Genomic DNA, 18,050 nt, shown 5'->3' with positions numbered 1-18,050 from the left:
GAGTCGCTTGCATCGCGAGCAAGCTTCGCTCCTACAGAAGCAAGTGGTGGGCTCAGGCCTGTTCGAGTACTTCGTCGGCCTTGCCGCCGGCCTGCTGGATCACCAGGTGGATGAAGTGCAGCTTGGTGATCACCGCCGGCGGCAGGATGAAGGGATAGAAATCCGGCTGACCCATGCTGCGCGACAGTTCGTTGAGCATGCCGGCCAGTTCGATCCAGGCGTTGACGAAGGCCAGGAACGCCGGGCCGCCAGGGTGCTGCGGGTCATACAGGGTATCCAGCGGGAACGGCTGGTAGTCGAAGTCCATTTCCCGGGCGCTCATGCCGAAGCCCAGCGCGGTATCGACCGCGTCCATCATGTGCAGGTAATGGGCCCAGGTTTCCGCCCAGTCCTCCCAGGGATGCATGGTGGCGTAGGCGCTGACGCAGGTCTGCGACCAATCGTTCGGCGCGCCCTGTTGGTAATGCCGGTCCAGGGCTTCGGCGTAGCTCGCGCGTTCGTCGCCGAACAGCGCGCGACAGGGTTCCAGCCAATGGCTGCCTGCGATCAGGCGATCCCAGTAGTAATGCCCCACCTCATGCCGGAAGTGACCAAGCAAGGTGCGATAGGGTTCGCGCATCTGCACCCGCACCTGCTCGCGATACGCATCGTCGGCCTCCTTGATGTCGAGGGTGATCAGGCCGTTGGCGTGGCCGGTCATGGGCGCCCTGCCCTGCAGATCGATGCCGACAAAATCGAAAGCCAGGCCGGCCTCTTCATCCTCGGCCTTGGCGATCAGCGGCAAGCCCAGGCTCACCAGTTGCGCCACCAGGCGGCGCTTGGCGATTTCCACCATGCGCCAGCGCTCGGGGTTTTCCGGCACGCCAAGGTCGGGAATGGTCCGGTTCAGCCTGCACGCCACACACAGGGTAGCGGCGCCATGCGCAGGCAGCAGCCAGTTGCAGGCCGCCGGGGTATCGAGGTTGGCACAGCGCCGGAACAGCCCGGCTTGCGGATCGACGTCCAGCCGCCAGGTATCGGCCTCCGGCCCTGGCTGCAGCGACGACAAGCGACTCTGCTCAGGCTGATAACCCAAGGCCGCCGAACAGGCCAGGCACTGACTGTTGCGAAAGAACAGCGATTGCCCGCAACGACACCGCCAGACCTTGCTGTTGCGGCTGCCCTCACGGACAAAGGGTGCGGCGATACGGGAACTGAGCTGTTCGAAGAAGCGGTACATGGCGATCTCTCCCTGGGCGTGCCAAGACTAGATCATATGGACGAGATGATCGTTCCATCGCCTTCAGGGCGTTCCTGCCGGGGGAACGCCATTCCATGTAGCCGCTGCCGCAGGCTACGACAAGGTCCGCAGAACCTTCTGGCACCCGACAGAGCAACGCCCGCTGCGCGGTCGATCGCAGCCTTCGGCAGCGGCTACAGGGTTATACCGAGATGCCGTGCTGGCCGAGGAAGCTCACGAAGGTTTCTTCGTCCAGCACCTTGAGGCCCAGCTCGTTGGCCTTGGCCAGCTTGGAGCCGGCACCGGGACCGGCCACCACGCAGTAGGTCTTGGCCGAAACGGAACCGGCGACCTTGGCGCCCAGGCTTTCCAGCTTGTCCTTGGCCACGTCGCGGCTCATCAGCTCCAGGGAGCCGGTGAGCACCCAAGTCTGGCCAGCCAGCGGCAGCCCTTCCACCACTTTCTTCTCGCTCCGCCAGTGCATGCCGAAGGCTTGCAGCTGCGCCTCGATGGCCAGTGCCCGCTCGGCGTTTTCCGCGATGTCGAAGAACTCGCGCACGGCCTTGGCCTGCTTCTCCGGCAGGGTCTGGCGCATGTCCAGCCAGTCCGCCTTGACCACACCGTCGAGGGTCGCGAACTTGTCCGCCAGCTTCTGCGCCGCACCCGGCCCCACCGATGGAATGTTCAGCTTGTCGAGCATGCCCCCCAGGGTGGTGCTGGCAGCGAACTCGGCGCCCAGATCGCCCTGATCCTGCAACTGCAGCCCGCACTGCTGCGGATCGAGCAGGGCACCGATCACCTGCTGGTTATGGCTGTCCTCGAAGAAGCTGTGAATCTCGTGAGCCACTTCCAGGCCGATATCCGGCAGGTAGGTCAGCACTTCCGGCAAGGCCTGCTGCACGCGCTCCAGAGAGGCCAGGGAGCGCGCCAGGACCTTGGCCGTCTCCTCGCCCACATCGGGAATGCCCAGGGCGTAGATGAAACGCGCCAGGCCCGGCTTCTTGCTGTCTTCGATGGCCTTGAGCAGCTTGTTGCTGGAGACTTCGGCGAAGCCTTCCAGATCGATGATCTGTTCGTACTTGAGCTTGTAGAGATCGGCCGGCGAACCAATGAGCTTTTCGTCCACCAGCTGTTCGATGGTCTTGTCGCCCAGCCCTTCGATATCCATCGCCCGACGGGAAACGAAGTGGATGATCGCCTGCTTGAGCTGCGCGCCACAGGCCAGGCGACCGACACAGCGGTACACCGCGCCTTCGCTGATGGTTTCCTTGCCCTTGCTGCGCTTGATCAACTGCGTGCGCTCGACATGGGAGCCGCACACCGGGCAGGTCTGCGGGATATGCACCTTGCGCGCATTTTCCGGACGACGCTCGACGACCACCTGCACCACTTGGGGAATCACATCGCCCGCACGACGGATGATCACGGTGTCGCCGATCATCAGGCCCAGGCGCGCCACTTCGTCCATGTTGTGCAGGGTCGCGTTGGAGACGGTGACACCCGCCACCTTGACCGGTTTCAGACGGGCCACCGGGGTCACCGCGCCGGTGCGGCCAACCTGGAATTCCACGTCCAGCAGCTCGGTCAACTCTTCCATCGCCGGGAATTTATGAGCGATCGCCCAGCGCGGCTCGCGAGCCCGGAAGCCCAGCTCGCGCTGCGAGGCAATGCTGTTGACCTTGAACACCACGCCGTCGATTTCATAAGGCAAGCCGTTACGGCGCTCGCCGATATCGCGGTAGTAATCCAGGCATTCGTCGATCCCCTTGGCCAGTTTCAGCTCGCGACTGACGGGCATGCCCCAGTGCTTGAGCTGCTCCAGATTGCCGATATGGGTGTCGGCGATATCCGCAGTGACCTGGCCGATCCCGTAGCAGCAGAATTCCAGCGGGCGGCTGGCGGTGATCTTCGAGTCCAGCTGGCGCAAGCTGCCGGCCGCGGCGTTCCGCGGGTTGGCGAAGGTCTTGCCGCCAACTTCCAGCTGCGCGGCATTGAGCCGCTCGAAACCGGCCTTGGACATGTACACCTCGCCGCGCACCTCCAGGGTCGCCGGCCAGCCACTGCCGTGCAGCTTCAGGGGGATGTTGCGCACGGTGCGCACGTTGACGCTGATGTCTTCGCCAGTGGTGCCGTCGCCGCGAGTCGCGCCGCGCACCAGCACGCCGTCCAGGTACAGCAGGCTGACCGCCAGGCCATCGAGCTTCGGCTCGCAGCTGTATTCCACCGCCGCACCGCCACCGAACAGATCGCCCACCGGCAGGTCGAGCCCCTCGGTCACCCGGCGATCGAACTCGCGCATGTCGGTTTCTTCGAAGGCGTTGCCCAGGCTGAGCATGGGGATTTCGTGGCGCACCTGAGTGAAGGCCGAGAGCGCCGCGCTGCCGACACGCTGGGTGGGCGAGTCGCTGCTGACCAGTTCCGGGTGTTCGGCTTCCAGTGCCTTGAGTTCATGGAACAGGCGATCGTATTCAGCGTCGGGGATGCTCGGTTCGTCGAGTACGTGGTAGCGATAGTTGTGCTGATCCAGCTCAGCGCGCAGCTCAAGAATGCGGGTTTCGACGGCGGTCATGATGTTCTCTCAAAAAGCAAAAGAGCAGCCTAGGCTGCTCAATATTTGTCTGGGTGGGCCCTTCGGCCCTGTCGCGAGCCCGCTCCGGCAGGCCAAGGGTTATGCCGGAGCGGCTGGCTCGCGAAGCGCTCAGCGCTTCTGGGTCAGGGCGCGACGTTCGAATTCGACGATGCGCTGACGGTAGTGCTCGATGGTCTGGGCGGTCAGCACGCTGCGCTGGTCATCCTTCAGCTCGCCATTCAGTTCCTGGGACAGCTTGCGCGCCGCGGCCACCATCACGTCGAAAGCCTGCTTCGGATGACGCGGGCCTGGCAGGCCGAGGAAGAAGCTCACGGCAGGGGTGCTGAAGTGGTCGATGTCGTCCAGGTCGAATACGCCCGGCTTGACCGCGTTGGCCATGGAGAACAGCACTTCGCCATTGCCAGCCATGCTTTCGTGACGGTGGAAAATATCCATCTCGCCAAAACGCAGGCCGCTTTCCAGGATGTTCTGCAACAGCGCCGGACCCTTGAAGCCGCCGGCATCACGGCAGATCACGCTGATCACCAGCACTTCTTCGGCTTGCGGCTGGTCCTTGTCGGCGTAACCGGAAGCCTTGGTTTCATCCGGGAAGTCGTCGTCACGGCTGCTGAAGCTCGGGCCGCCGTCCAGATCCAGGTTGAGGTTCAGGTCGCCCTGCTGTGGCTCGCTGGCACGCTTGCCACGCTTGGAGCCAGATTCGCGCGGTTCGCGCGCCGGCGCGCTCATCGACGGCAGGTCGTGCTCGTCGAGTTGCGGTTCCTTATGGGTATCCAGCACGCGGGGCGGGCCCAGCAGTTCGGCACTGCTGTCGTCGTCCGGCAGGTTGGACAGGCTACGATCCAGACGGAATTTCAACTTTCCCTTGCCGCCGCGCATACGGCGCCAGCCATCAAAAAGAATACCGGCAATGACAATGATGCCGATGACGATCAGCCACTCGCGCAGACCGATTTCCATGTAATCCCGTGCCTCTATGAAAAATGCTGAAAAATAAGAGGTTTAGCAAACTGCAAACCGCTTTAAAACGTGGCGCCAACTCTATGTTCTGACTGGCCTTTTGCCCACGTATAGGAAAAATTGACATTAAACTAGCACGACCAAAGACAACTTTACACCGTCTGTCGCAACGGCTTCATTCAATATGTCGATCAGCCAGTACTCGGCACAGGTAAAAACCTCTTACTTGTCACTTACATACCGGCTGTGGTCGCCCGGATATCAGGCGTCCACCATCGCCATCGCCTCCTCGACATCCACTGCTACCAGGCGCGAACAGCCGGGTTCGTGCATCGTCACGCCCATCAATTGATCGGCCATTTCCATGGCGATCTTGTTGTGGGTGATATAGATGAACTGCACCGTCTGCGACATCTCTTTAACCAGCCTTGCGTAGCGTCCAACGTTAGCGTCATCCAGCGGGGCGTCAACTTCGTCGAGCATGCAGAACGGCGCCGGGTTCAACTTGAAGATGGCAAATACCAGCGCCAGGGCCGTCAATGCTTTCTCACCACCGGACAACAAATGAATGGTGCTGTTCTTCTTCCCTGGCGGACGCGCCATGATCGTTACCCCTGTATCGAGTAGATCTTCGCCCGTCAGTTCCAAATAAGCGCTGCCGCCACCGAAAACTTTTGGAAAGAGCGCCTGTAAACCGCCGTTAATCTGATCAAAGGTATCCTTGAAACGATTACGGGTTTCCTTGTCGATCTTGCGAATCACGTTTTCCAGGGTTTCCAGGGCTTCCACCAGATCGGCGTCCTGGGCGTCCAGATAACGTTTGCGCTCGGACTGCTGCTGGTACTCATCGATGGCCGCGAGGTTGATCGCCCCCAGGCGCTGAATGCGCGCGGCAATCCGCTCGAGTTCTTCCTCGGCCTCTTTCTCGCTGGCCTGCGCGGTCAGCGTGGCGAGCACGCCCTGCAAGTCGTAGCCGTCTTCCAGCAACTGGTCCTGCAAGGTCTTGCGACGCACGCTCAGGGCCTGCCATTCCATACGCTGCTGTTCGAGCTGGCCACGGATCAACTGCGATTGCTGCTCGGCCTGGGTCCGACGTTTTTCCGCGTCGCGCAATTCGCGGTCGGCATCCTCCATGGCGATCTGCGCGCTCTTGAGCTCGACGTCGACAGTCATGCGTTTTTCCAGCAACTCCTCGAGCTTCAGGCGCAGCTCTTCCAACGGCGCGGCACCCTCCTCCAGGTTCAGGCTGAGCTGTTCGCGCTTCTCTGTCAGGCGTTCCGATTGCAGCTCCAGGCGCTCCAGGGCCTGGCGGGTGGAATCGTGCTGGGCCTTGAGCGACCCCAGGCGCACCGCCAACTGATGAGCGTGATCCTTGTGCTGGCGCGCCTCCTGGCGCACCCGGTCCAGGCGCTCGCGCAAACTGTCGCGCTGGGCCAGCAGCAATTCGCGCTGCTCGGTGTCCAGGGCCATGCTGTCGAGGGCTTCCTGCAACTGCAGACGGGCTTCGCCCACTTGCTCGTGTTCCACCGCGCGCTGCTCGCCCAGCTCCGCCACTTCTTCATCCAGGCGGGTACGGCGCAGGGCCAACTGCTCGGCCTTGGCCTTGCCGGCGGAAAGCCTGGCTTTCAATTCACCCTGCTGACGGGCTTCGTCCTGCAACAGACGGCGCAGGTGTTCGCGACCGTTCTCTTGCTGGCGCTGTTGCGCACGCAGGTTCTGCAACCGGGTTTCCAGGTCTTCCACGCTGGCTTCGCGCTCGTCGCGCTCCAGGCTCAGTTGTTCGATTTCCTGGTTGCGCGCGAGCATGCCGCTTTCCGCTTCGCTGGCGCGGCGCACTCGCAGAAAATGCCGGCCGACCCAGAACCCGTCACGGCTGATCAGGCTCTCACCGGCCGCCAGTTGGCCACGCAGGGCCAAGGCCTGTTCAAGGCTTTCCACCGGCTTGACCTGGCCCAGCCAGGGCGCCAGATCGACCTGGGCATCGACCTTGTCCAGCAGGCTGCCCGGCATCCGCGCCCCCTCGCCCGCCAGCTGGAGCAGGCGCAGGTCGCCCTGCTCGAAGCCGGCCAGGTCGAAGCCGGCAAAATCGTCGACCAGTACCGCTTGCAGGTCGGCGCCGAGCACGGTTTCCACCGCCAGCTCCCAACCGGCCTCGACCTTCAAGCCTTCGGCCAGCCGCGGACGCTCGGCCAACTGTTGCTCCTGCAGCCATTGCGCGGCGCCGGTCCCCGGATTGAGCGCTGCCTGCTGCAAAGCCTCCAGCGAGGCCAGGCGCCCATTGAGACGCTGTAGTTCGCCCTGGGCCTGCTGCTGGGCCTGGGTCGCCTGATGCAGCTCCTGGCGCAGTTGCTCCAGGCGCTCGACTTGAGCGTCTTCGCTGGCCTGCAAATCTTCCAGGGTCGCCTCGCTGGCCGCGAGTTGTTCATTGAGTTCGAGGATCGCCGCGTCTTCCGGGTCGGCGGCGAGCAACGCGCGCTCCTCCACCAGGCGCCGCTGGCGCTCGCCCAGGCGTTCCATGCTGCCTTCGAGCTGCTGGATACGCGACTGCTGCACCTCGGCCTGACGCCGTGGCTCGGCGGATTTGAGGTTGAAACCGTCCCACTGCTCCTGCCAGCCGTGCATGGTGGTTTCGGCTTCTTCCAGGGCCGCGGCGGCCTCTTCGGCGGCGGCGCTGGTGCCTTCCTGCTCGGGCTCGAGCATTTCCAGCTCTTCACCGAGGGTGGCGAGCAAGGTGCGGTCGTGGCCCAGGTGGGATTCGGTCTCCTGGCGTGCACGCTCGGCTTCGCGCAAGTCGTCCTGCAACTGGCGTAAACGCTGCTGGCCGTGCTGGATGCTCTGCTCGACCCGGGCGATATCGCCGCCGACCGAATAGAAGCGCCCCTGCACCAGATTGAAGCGCTCGGACAACTCATGGTGACCGTCGCGCAGGCGCTCGATGGCGGCGTCGGCATTGCGTTGCTCCGCCACCAGGGCTTCAAAGCCGACTTCCTGGTTGCCGATGATCGATTCGCGCTGGCCGACCTGCTCGTTAAGCTCCTGCCAGCGCAGTGCCGACAGCTGGGCCTTGAGCTGACGCTCCTCGGCTTTGTATTCCTGGTACTTCTCGGCCGCCTGGGCCTGGCGGTGCAGGCGTTCGAGCTGGCGCTCCAGCTCCTCGCGCAGGTCGGTCAGGCGCGCCAGGTTTTCGTGGGTACGGCGGATGCGGTTTTCGGTTTCCCGGCGGCGCTCCTTGTACTTGGAAATCCCGGCGGCTTCTTCGATGAAGTTGCGCAGGTCTTCCGGCTTGGCTTCGATCAGCTTGGAGATCATGCCCTGCTCGATGATCGAGTAGCTGCGTGGCCCCAGGCCGGTGCCGAGGAAAATGTCGGTAATGTCGCGACGGCGGCACTTGGCGCCGTTGAGGAAATAGCTGTTCTGGCTGTCGCGGGTGACCTTGCGGCGGATGGAGATTTCCGCGTAGGCCGCGTACTCGCCGACCAGGGTACCGTCGGAGTTGTCGAAGACCAGCTCGATGCTGGCCTGGCTCACCGGCTTGCGGCTGGTGGAGCCGTTGAAGATGACGTCGGTCATCGACTCGCCGCGCAGGTTCTTGGCCGAGCTCTCGCCCATGACCCAGCGCACGGCGTCGATGATGTTCGACTTGCCGCAACCATTGGGCCCGACCACCGCCGCCATGTTACTGGGGAAGTTCACCGTGGTCGGGTCGACGAAGGACTTGAACCCCGCCAGCTTGATGCACTTGAGCCGCACGCTCAGGCAACCGTCAAGGCGGCGACTACCAGGTCGCAACTGCGCCGGGCATAGGCCGTCAGCACCAGGCGGATCGTCGGCAGGTCACGGGCCAGCACGGCGGCCAGCAGTTGCTCGAACAGGTCGAGGAATTCGCTCATTTCCGCCTTGCGCTGCTCCAGGGCCAGGAAATAGGCACGGCTCATCGCCGGCTGCAGGTTCTCGACGGTTTCCTGCAGGTACGGGTTGTCGGCGAACGGGTAGGCGGCGCGCATCACATTGAAGCTGTCTTCGACGAAACTGCGGATGTCCTGGCGCTCGTAGGCGGTGATCAATCGCTGCTGGATCTGCAGGAACGGCGCCATGTCGGCCTGCAGTTCCCAGCCATTGGCCACCGAGTTGCCCAGTAGGATGTACAGCTCGCTCATCAGGGTGCACAGGCTCCGCACCTTGTGCGGGGTGAGTTCGGTCACATGGGCGCCACGACGCGGCAGGATGGCGATCAGGTGACGGCGTTCGAGGATCAGCAGGGCCTCGCGGACCGAGCCGCGGCTGACGTTGAGGGCCAGCGTGACCTTCTGTTCCTGAATGCGCTCCCCAGGCTTGAGCTCGCCGCGAATGATGCGTTCGGCGAGGTGGTGAGCGATTTGCTCGGCGAGGCTGTCCGGCGCCTTGAACGTCATGGTTTTCCTTCAAACTCTCAGATCGGTACAAGCGGCGCAGTGTAGCGCAATTGCTACCTCATGGCGGAGTGCCCAAGGGCCTGAATTTGGCACGGAATAAGCAAAAAGCACTGCGGCCCGGGAGGGTCAATACTGTTTGAAAGCGCGTGTTGATCGGCAAAAAATGATTTCCTGACCTTTAAGTCAGAAAATCATTGACCGAAAAGTCAGACATGACTAAATTCGGCCCCAGTCGGTTAACAACAATAATGAGTCTGCGAGGCCTTCCGTGATCCAGTTTTTACTCAACCAGGAACTCCGTAGCGAGCACACCCTGGACCCGAATCTGACGGTGCTCAATTATCTGCGCGAGCATCTGGGCAAGCCCGGCACCAAGGAAGGCTGCGCCAGTGGCGACTGTGGCGCCTGCACCGTGGTGGTCGGCGAATTGCAGACCGACGACACGGGCGCGGAGCACATCCGTTATCGCAGCCTCAACTCGTGCCTGACCTTCGTCTCGTCGCTGCACGGCAAACAGCTGATCAGCGTCGAAGACCTCAAGCACCAGGGCCAGTTGCACAGCGTGCAGAAGGCCATGGTCGAATGCCACGGCTCGCAGTGCGGCTTCTGCACGCCGGGCTTCGTCATGTCGCTGTTCGCCCTGCAGAAGAACTCCGAACAACCCGACGCGCACAAGGCCCACGAAGCCCTGGCCGGCAACCTGTGTCGCTGCACCGGCTACCGCCCGATCCTCGCCGCCGCCGAGCAGGCCTGCTGCGGCAAGCAGCCGGACCAGTTCGACGCCCGCGAAGCCGAGACCATCGCCCGCCTGAAAGCCATCGCCCCCAGCGACACCGGCGAACTGAACAGCGGCGACAAGCGCTGCCTGGTACCGCTGACCGTATCCGACCTGGCCGACCTGTATGACGCCTACCCGCAAGCCCGGCTGCTGGCTGGCGGCACAGACCTGGCGCTGGAAGTCACCCAGTTCCACCGTCCGCTGCCGGTGATGATCTACGTCGGCAACGTCGCCGAAATGAAACGCGTCGAGCGCTTCGACGACCGCCTGGAAATCGGCGCCGCCACCGCCCTCTCCGACTGCTACGACGCCCTCAAGGCCGAATACCCGGACTTCGGTGAACTGCTGCAACGCTTCGCCTCGTTGCAGATCCGCAACCAGGGCACCCTGGGCGGCAACATCGGCAACGCTTCGCCCATCGGCGACTCACCGCCCTTGCTGATCGCCCTGGGCGCGCAGATCGTCCTGTGCAAGGGCAACACCCGCCGCTCCCTGGCCCTGGAAGACTATTTCATCGACTACCGCGTCACCGCGCGCCAGGAAAGCGAGTTCATCGAGAAGATCATCGTGCCACGGGCCAGCGCCCAGCAGCTGTTCCGCGCCTACAAAGTGTCCAAGCGCCTGGACGACGATATTTCCGCGGTCTGCGCGGCCTTCAACCTGCGTATCGAGAATGGCGTGATCGCCGACGCCCGCGTGGCCTTCGGTGGCATGGCCGCCACCCCGAAACGCGCCAAGCACTGTGAGGCCGCGCTGCTCGGCGCCCCGTGGAGCGAGACCACCGTCGAACGTGCCTGCGCCGCCCTGGGCGAAGACTTCACCCCGCTTTCGGACTTCCGCGCCAGCAAGGAATACCGCCTGCTCAGCGCCCAGAACCTGCTGCGCAAATACTTTATCGAACTGCAAACACCGCACATCGAAACCCGGGTGACCGCTTATGTCTAATCATCACAAAGTCGAGAAGACTCAAGCCGAACTGAGCGCCCTGTTTCAACAGGACCTGGCCACCGGCGTCGGGCGCAGCGTCAAGCACGACAGTGCCGCCAAGCATGTATCCGGCGAAGCGGTGTATATCGATGACCGGCTGGAATTCCCCAACCAGCTGCATGTGTATGCGCGCCTCTCGGACCGTGCCCACGCCAAGATCCTCAGCATCGACACCGCGCCCTGCTACGCCTTCGAAGGCGTGCGTATCGTCATCACCCACAAGGACATTCCGGGGCTGAAAGACATCGGCCCGCTGCTGCCCGGCGACCCGCTGCTGGCCATCGACGACGTGCAGTTCGTCGGTCAGCCGGTGCTGGCCGTGGCCGCCCGCGACCTGGAGACCGCGCGCCAGGCGGCCATGGCCGCGGTCATCGAATACGAGGACCTGGAGCCGGTCCTGGACGTGGTCGAAGCCCTGCGCAAACGTCACTTCGTCCTCGACAGCCACACCCACCAGCGCGGCGACTCGGCCAAAGCCTTGGCCAGCGCCGAGCATCGCCTGCTGGGCACGCTGCACATCGGCGGCCAGGAACACTTCTACCTGGAGACCCAGATTTCCTCGGTGATGCCCACCGAAGACGGCGGCATGATCGTCTACTGCTCGACCCAGAACCCCACCGAGGTGCAGAAGCTGGTGGCCGAGGTGCTGGACGTGTCGATGAACAAGATCGTGGTCGACATGCGCCGCATGGGCGGTGGTTTCGGCGGCAAGGAAACCCAGGCCGCCAGCCCGGCATGCCTGTGCGCGGTGATCGCGCACCTCACCGGCCAGCCAACCAAGATGCGCCTGCCACGGGTCGAAGACATGCTGATGACCGGCAAGCGCCACCCCTTCTATATCGAGTACGACGTCGGCTTCGACAGCACCGGGCGCCTGCATGGCATCCAGCTGGAGCTGGCCGGCAACTGCGGTTGCTCGCCGGACCTGTCGGCCTCGATCGTCGACCGGGCGATGTTCCACGCCGACAACTCGTACTACCTGGGCGACGCCACCATCAACGGCCATCGCTGCAAGACCAACACCGCGTCGAACACCGCCTACCGTGGTTTCGGCGGCCCGCAAGGCATGGTCGCCATCGAGGAAGTGATGGACGCCATCGCCCGCCATCTCGCCCTCGACCCGCTGGCCGTGCGCAAAGCCAACTACTACGGCAAGACCGAACGCAACGTCACCCACTACTACCAGACCGTCGAGCACAACATGCTCGAAGAGATGACCGCCGAACTGGAAGCCAGCAGCCAGTACGCCGAGCGCCGCGAAGCGATCCGTCGCTACAACGCCGGCAGCCCGATCCTGAAAAAGGGCCTGGCGCTGACCCCGGTGAAATTCGGCATTTCCTTCACCGCCAGCTTCCTCAACCAGGCCGGCGCGCTGGTGCACGTCTATACCGACGGCAGCATCCACCTCAACCACGGCGGCACGGAAATGGGCCAAGGCCTGAACACCAAGGTGGCGCAGGTGGTGGCCGAGGTGTTCCAGGTGGAGATCGACCGGGTACAGATCACCGCGACCAACACCGACAAGGTGCCCAACACCTCGCCGACCGCCGCCTCCAGCGGTGCCGACCTGAACGGCAAGGCGGCGCAGAACGCAGCGGAAATCATCAAGAAACGCCTGGTGGAGTTTGCCGCCCGGCAGTACAAGGTCAGCGAGGAAGATGTGGAGTTCCACAACGGCCATGTGCGGGTCCGCGACCAGATCCTGAGCTTCGAGGAGCTGATCCAGCAGGCCTATTTCGCCCAGGTCTCGCTGTCCAGCACCGGCTTCTACAAGACCCCGAAAATCTACTACGACCGTGCCCAGGCCCGTGGCCGGCCGTTCTACTACTTCGCCTACGGCGCCGCCTGCGCCGAGGTGATAGTCGACACCCTGACCGGCGAGTACAAGATGCTGCGCACCGACATCCTGCATGACGTCGGCGCCTCGCTGAACCCGGCCATCGACATCGGCCAGGTAGAAGGCGGCTTTATCCAGGGCATGGGCTGGCTGACCATGGAAGAGCTGGTGTGGAATGCCAAGGGCAAGCTGATGACCAACGGCCCGGCCAGCTACAAGATCCCCGCTGTGGCCGACATGCCGCTGGACCTGCGGGTCAAGCTGGTGGAAAACCGCAAGAACCCGGAAGACACGGTGTTCCACTCCAAGGCCGTGGGCGAACCGCCGTTCATGCTCGGCATCGCCGCCTGGTGCGCGATCAAGGACGCCGTGGCCAGCCTTGGCGATTACCGGCACCAGCCGAAGATCGACGCGCCGGCCACGCCGGAGCGAGTGTTGTGGGGCTGCGAGCAGATGCGCCAGTTGAAGGTGGCGAAGGCCGTGGAGACCAAGGCGGAACTGGCTTCCCTGTAAATCCCATCGCGAGCAAGCTCGCTCCTACAGATATCGCACCCTCCTGTAGGAGCGAGCTTGCTCGCGATGACGACATTGCAGACGACAACGTTGCAAGAGGTGAAACATGTACAACTGGATCAGCGCCCTCGCCGACCTGCAAACCCGCGGTGAACCCTGCGTGCTGGTGACCATCATCGAAGAGCTGGGTTCGACGCCACGCAATGCCGGCTCGAAAATGGTCATCAGCGCCACCCAGAGCTTCGACACCATCGGCGGCGGCCACCTGGAATACAAGGCCATGCAAATCGCCCGCGAGATGCTCGCCAGCGGCAAGCAGGATACCCACCTGGAGCGCTTCAGCCTGGGCGCCAGCCTCGGCCAGTGCTGCGGTGGGGTAACGGTGTTGCTGTTCGAACCCATGGGCCAGGTCCAGGCGCAGATCGCGGTCTTCGGCGCCGGCCATGTCGGCCGCGCCCTGGTGCCGCTGCTGGCCAGCCTGCCGTGCAAGGTGCGCTGGATCGACTCGCGGGAACAGGAATTCCCCGAGCAGATCCCCCAGGGCGTGCGCAAGATCGTCAGCGAAGAGCCCGTCGATGAAATCGATGACCTGCCTGCTGGCAGCTATTGCATCGTCATGACCCACAATCACCAGCTCGACCTGGAGCTCACCACCGCGATCCTCAAGCGCAACGACTTCGCCTACTTCGGCCTGATCGGCTCGAAGACCAAACGGGTGAAGTTCGAACACCGCCTGCGCGAGCGCGGCTTCGACAGCGGCGTGCTGCAACGCATGCGCTGCCCGATGGGGCTCGGCGAAGTCAAAGGCAAGTTGCCTGTGGAAATCGCCATCTCCATCGCCGGCGAAATCATCGCCACCTATAACGCCAATTTCGGCCAGCACAGTGCCCGCGCCGAACCCATTGCCAAGCTACTGCCGGCCTCGCGCCGCAGCCATGCCACTCATTAAAAAGCCACGAACCGAGACTGCCTCATGCCTCTGACTCGCAAAGCCTACCGTGCCGCCATCCTGCACAGCATCGCCGACCCCGCCGAGGTCGGCATCGAAGCCTCCTACGAGTATTTCGAGGATGGCCTGCTGGTGGTCGACAACGGCCAGATCAGCGCCCTCGGCCACGCCAGCGAATTGCTCGCCAGCCTGCCCGCCGATATCGAGATCACTCACTACCAGGATGCGCTGATCACCCCAGGCTTTATCGACACCCATATCCACCTGCCGCAGACCGGCATGGTCGGTGCCTATGGCGAGCAGTTGCTGGACTGGCTCAACACCTACACCTTCCCCTGCGAAAGCCAGTTCGCCGACCAGGCCCATGCCGAGGAAGTGGCGGGGATTTTCATCAAGGAACTGCTGCGCAACGGCACCACCACCGCCCTGGTCTTCGGCAGCGTGCATCCACAATCGGTGAACGCCTTTTTCGAAGCGGCGCAGAAGCTCGACCTGCGGATGATCGCCGGCAAGGTGATGATGGACCGCAACGCCCCGGACTACCTGACCGACACCGCCGAATCCAGCTACCTGGAAAGCAAGGCGCTGATCGAGCGCTGGCATGGCAAGGGCCGCCTGCACTATGCGGTGACGCCACGTTTCGCCCCGACCAGCACCCCGGAACAACTGACCCTCGCCGGGCAATTGCTCGGCGAATACCCCGACCTGTACATGCAGACCCACATCAGCGAGAACCTGCAGGAAGTCGAATGGGTCAAGGAGCTGTTCCCCGAGCGCAAGGGCTACCTGGACGTGTACGACCACTACCAGTTGCTGGGCGAGCGCTCGGTGTTCGCCCACGGCGTGCACCTGTGCGACGACGAATGCGCGCGCCTGGCGCAGACCGGTTCGGCCGTGGCCTTCTGCCCGACCTCGAACCTGTTCCTCGGCAGCGGCCTGTTCAACCTGCCGATGGCCGAGAAGCACAAACTGAATGTCGGCCTGGGCACCGACGTCGGCGGCGGCACCAGCTTCTCGCTGCTGCAGACCCTGAACGAAGCCTACAAGGTCATGCAGTTGCAGGGCGCGCGCCTGAGTCCGTTCAAGTCGCTGTACCTGGCCACCCTCGGCGGCGCGCGCGCACTGCGCCTGGAAGAGCGGATCGGCACCCTGCAGCCAGGCACCGACGCCGACTTCCTGGTGCTCGACTACAACGCCACGCCACTGCTGAGCTATCGCCTGAAACAATCCAAGAGCATCGCCGAGACGCTGTTCGTGCTGATGACCCTGGGCGATGACCGCACCGTGGCGCAGACCTATGCCGCGGGCAATCTGGTGCACCAGCGCTAAGTTGTTCCAGGCATAAAAAATCCCCCGTGATCGTTGGATTCCGGGGGATTTTTTTGTGCCTTTCAGGCCGTCATCGCGGGCAAGCCTCGCTCCTACGCGAACGTCGCAATCCGTAGGCGCGAGGCTTGCCCGCGAAGGGCCCGCGGCAATGTCTCAGAGCTTGGCGGGAGAGCGGCCCGGCTTCTTGGTTTGCAGCAGGTGCGAGAACACCGCGTGCAGGTCGTCCGAGGCGCTTTCTTCGTCGAGGTTGAGCTTGCTGTCGATGTGATCCATGTGATGCATCATCAGGGTCACCGCCAGCTCCGCGTCGCGGGCCTCGATGGCGTCGATCAACTGGGTGTGCTCATCGTAGGAACAGTGCGAACGGTTGCCGCTTTCGTACTGGGCGATGATCAGCGAGGTCTGCGACACCAGGCTGCGCTGGAAGCTGATCAGCGGAGCATTCTTCGCCGCCTCGGCAAGTTTGAGGTGGAACTCGCCCGACAAGCGGATACCGGCGCCGCGATCGCCGCGGGAAAAACTGTCGCGCTCGTCGTTGACCATCTGCCGCAGCTCGGCAAGCTGTTCGGCCGTGGCGTGCTGCACCGCCAGCTCGGTGATCGCCCGCTCCACCAGCCGGCGCGCCATGAACACCTGGCGGGCTTCCTCGACACTCGGGCTGGCCACGACCGCGCCGCGATTAGGCCGCAGCAGCACCACGCCTTCATGGGCCAGGCGCGACAGCGCACGACGAATGATGGTACGGCTGACCCCGAAAATTTCCCCCAGCGCCTCTTCGCTCAACTTGGTGCCGGGCGCCAGGCGCTGTTCGAGGATGGCCTCGAAGATATGCGCGTAGACAATATCGTCCTGGGTCCCGCTGCGACCGGCCTTGCCTGCTCGCGGTTGTTTCTTGAGGGGTTGCAACTGTTCGTTCATGGGCACTCGAGTCGGGAGAACTGCGGCGAATTGACCGTGACTGTAATACGGCACAGCGGGTCGCTGACAAGTATCGCGTAAAAACAATGGCACATTGTACACAACCCATGGGGTCCATTCGCAATAACTGTATGGGCCACAGGCGGTCACAACGACTGTACGGCCATTTGCCGCCCTGGCTGTATTGCAATGAACGGTTACTTTTACGTTTAGGCTTGGCCCCTGCTTTCGTCACCCAACGCCCCTGCGCCGGGCTTTCGGGCGACAGATATCTTTATCAGAACAAGGAACAGTGCTCCATGTCCGACGCCTCCCTCGCGCCGTTACGCCCCCTGGCCGATACTTCGCCCTCGGCCGTAGTCGCCGGCTTCATCGCCATGATGACCGGCTACACCAGCTCCCTGGTGCTGATGTTCCAGGCCGGACAGGCCGCCGGGCTGACCAGCGGGCAGATTTCCTCGTGGATCTGGGCCATCTCCATCGGCATGGCCATCTGCAGCATCGGCCTGTCCTTGCGCTACCGCACCCCGATCACCGTCGCCTGGTCGACCCCCGGCGCCGCGCTGCTGATCACCAGCCTGTCCGGGGTGAGCTACGGCGAAGCCATCGGCGCCTATATCACCTGCGCGGTGCTGGTAACCATCTGTGGCCTGACCGGCAGCTTCGAACGCCTGGTCAAGCGCATCCCGGCCTCCCTCGCCGCGGCACTGCTGGCGGGCATCCTGTTCAAGATCGGCAGCGAGATCTTCGTCGCCGCGCAGCACCGCACCGGCCTGGTGCTGGGCATGTTCTTCAGCTACCTGCTGGTCAAGCGCCTGTCGCCACGCTATGCGGTGCTCGCCGCGCTGCTGATCGGCACTGCATTGGCCGGGGTGATGGGCCTGCTGGACTTCAGCCAATTCCACCTGGAAGTCGCCACGCCGGTGTGGACCACCCCGCACTTTTCCCTGGCAGCGACCATCAGCATCGGCATCCCGCTGTTCGTGGTGGCCATGACCTCGCAGAACATGCCCGGGGTCGCCGTGCTGCGCGCCGACGGCTACAACGTCCCGGCCTCGCCACTGGTCACTACCACCGGTATCGCCTCCCTGCTGCTGGCGCCGTTCGGCTCCCACGGCATCAACCTGGCGGCCATCAGCGCGGCGATCTGCACCGGCCCTCATGCCCACGAGGACCGCAACAAGCGCTACACCGCGGCGGTCTGGTGCGGGATTTTCTACGGCATCGCCGGGGTCTTCGGCGCCACGCTGGCGGCGCTGTTCGCGGCCCTGCCCAAGGAGCTGGTGCTGTCGATCGCCGCACTGGCGCTGTTCGGCTCGATCATCAACGGCCTGAGTATCGCCATGAGCCAGGTGAAGGAACGCGAGGCGGCGCTGATCACCTTTATGGTGACGGCCTCGGGCCTGACCCTGTTCTCCGTCGGCTCGGCGTTCTGGGGAATCGTGGCCGGCGTGCTGACCCTGGTAATCCTGAACTGGAACAACGAATAAGCCTGTAGCCGCTGCCGCAAGCTGCGATAAGCCCGAAGGGCTTCAGCGATCTCAAGACCTTGCGCGTCCTT

The 18,050-nt window shown here is 63.5% G+C and carries 11 protein-coding genes; 5 read left to right on the top strand and 6 right to left on the bottom strand.

Annotated elements, in window-relative coordinates:
* Positions 1-52 precede the first annotated feature (52 nt).
* From AC3RCP_RS10610 to AC3RCP_RS10590, 5 genes are all read right to left on the bottom strand, one after another.
* Complete coding sequence (locus AC3RCP_RS10610; protein ID WP_492571631.1) at positions 53-1,219, bottom strand: zinc-binding metallopeptidase family protein; 1,167 nt, start codon at positions 1,217-1,219, stop codon at positions 53-55.
* Between the two features lie 202 nt (positions 1,220-1,421).
* Positions 1,422-3,788: an NAD-dependent DNA ligase LigA gene (gene ligA / locus AC3RCP_RS10605; RefSeq protein WP_492571632.1), complete on the bottom strand. Its 2,367-nt coding sequence runs from the start codon at positions 3,786-3,788 to the stop codon at positions 1,422-1,424.
* Between the two features lie 129 nt (positions 3,789-3,917).
* The gene (gene zipA, locus AC3RCP_RS10600; protein ID WP_007922364.1) at positions 3,918-4,766 is read right to left on the bottom strand and encodes a cell division protein ZipA; all 849 of its coding nucleotides are present in this window, start codon (positions 4,764-4,766) and stop codon (positions 3,918-3,920) included.
* Positions 4,767-5,027: 261 nt separating this feature from the next.
* Positions 5,028-8,516, bottom strand: coding sequence for a chromosome segregation protein SMC (smc, locus tag AC3RCP_RS10595; protein WP_492571633.1), 3,489 nt, complete (start codon positions 8,514-8,516; stop codon positions 5,028-5,030).
* A 2-nt stretch (positions 8,517-8,518) separates the two neighbouring features.
* Entirely contained in the window at positions 8,519-9,178 is a 660-nt protein-coding gene (locus AC3RCP_RS10590) for a GntR family transcriptional regulator (RefSeq protein ID WP_492571634.1), read from the bottom strand.
* A 268-nt stretch (positions 9,179-9,446) separates the two neighbouring features.
* On the opposite strand from AC3RCP_RS10590, the gene xdhA reads away from it, so the two are divergent.
* The 4 genes from xdhA to guaD all read left to right on the top strand — a co-directional run bounded on the left by xdhA (position 9,447) and on the right by guaD (position 15,571).
* Complete coding sequence (xdhA, locus tag AC3RCP_RS10585; RefSeq protein ID WP_101337276.1) at positions 9,447-10,901, top strand: xanthine dehydrogenase small subunit; 1,455 nt, start codon at positions 9,447-9,449, stop codon at positions 10,899-10,901.
* Complete coding sequence (xdhB, locus tag AC3RCP_RS10580; protein ID WP_492571635.1) at positions 10,894-13,293, top strand: xanthine dehydrogenase molybdopterin binding subunit; 2,400 nt, start codon at positions 10,894-10,896, stop codon at positions 13,291-13,293. Before xdhA ends, xdhB begins: the two co-directional genes overlap by 8 nt.
* A gap of 106 nt (positions 13,294-13,399) precedes the next feature.
* On the top strand, positions 13,400-14,242 hold the full coding sequence (xdhC, locus tag AC3RCP_RS10575; protein WP_101337274.1) for a xanthine dehydrogenase accessory protein XdhC: 843 nt from the start codon (positions 13,400-13,402) through the stop codon (positions 14,240-14,242).
* Between the two features lie 24 nt (positions 14,243-14,266).
* Complete coding sequence (gene guaD, locus AC3RCP_RS10570) at positions 14,267-15,571, top strand: guanine deaminase (RefSeq protein WP_097140471.1); 1,305 nt, start codon at positions 14,267-14,269, stop codon at positions 15,569-15,571.
* A gap of 153 nt (positions 15,572-15,724) precedes the next feature.
* Here the strand turns inward: guaD and AC3RCP_RS10565 are convergent, their stop codons facing one another.
* The gene (locus AC3RCP_RS10565; protein WP_007932193.1) at positions 15,725-16,489 is read right to left on the bottom strand and encodes a GntR family transcriptional regulator; all 765 of its coding nucleotides are present in this window, start codon (positions 16,487-16,489) and stop codon (positions 15,725-15,727) included.
* Between the two features lie 299 nt (positions 16,490-16,788).
* Between AC3RCP_RS10565 and AC3RCP_RS10560 the strand changes: the two genes are divergently transcribed.
* Positions 16,789-17,979, top strand: coding sequence for a benzoate/H(+) symporter BenE family transporter (locus tag AC3RCP_RS10560; protein ID WP_092418163.1), 1,191 nt, complete (start codon positions 16,789-16,791; stop codon positions 17,977-17,979).
* Positions 17,980-18,050: the final 71 nt, after the last annotated feature.

It is taken from the genome of Pseudomonas sp. GW822-FHT05A08 (assembly GCF_058800485.1).
Note: the sequence above shows the minus strand (reverse complement) of the source record. Positions and strands in the feature narration are given on the sequence as shown.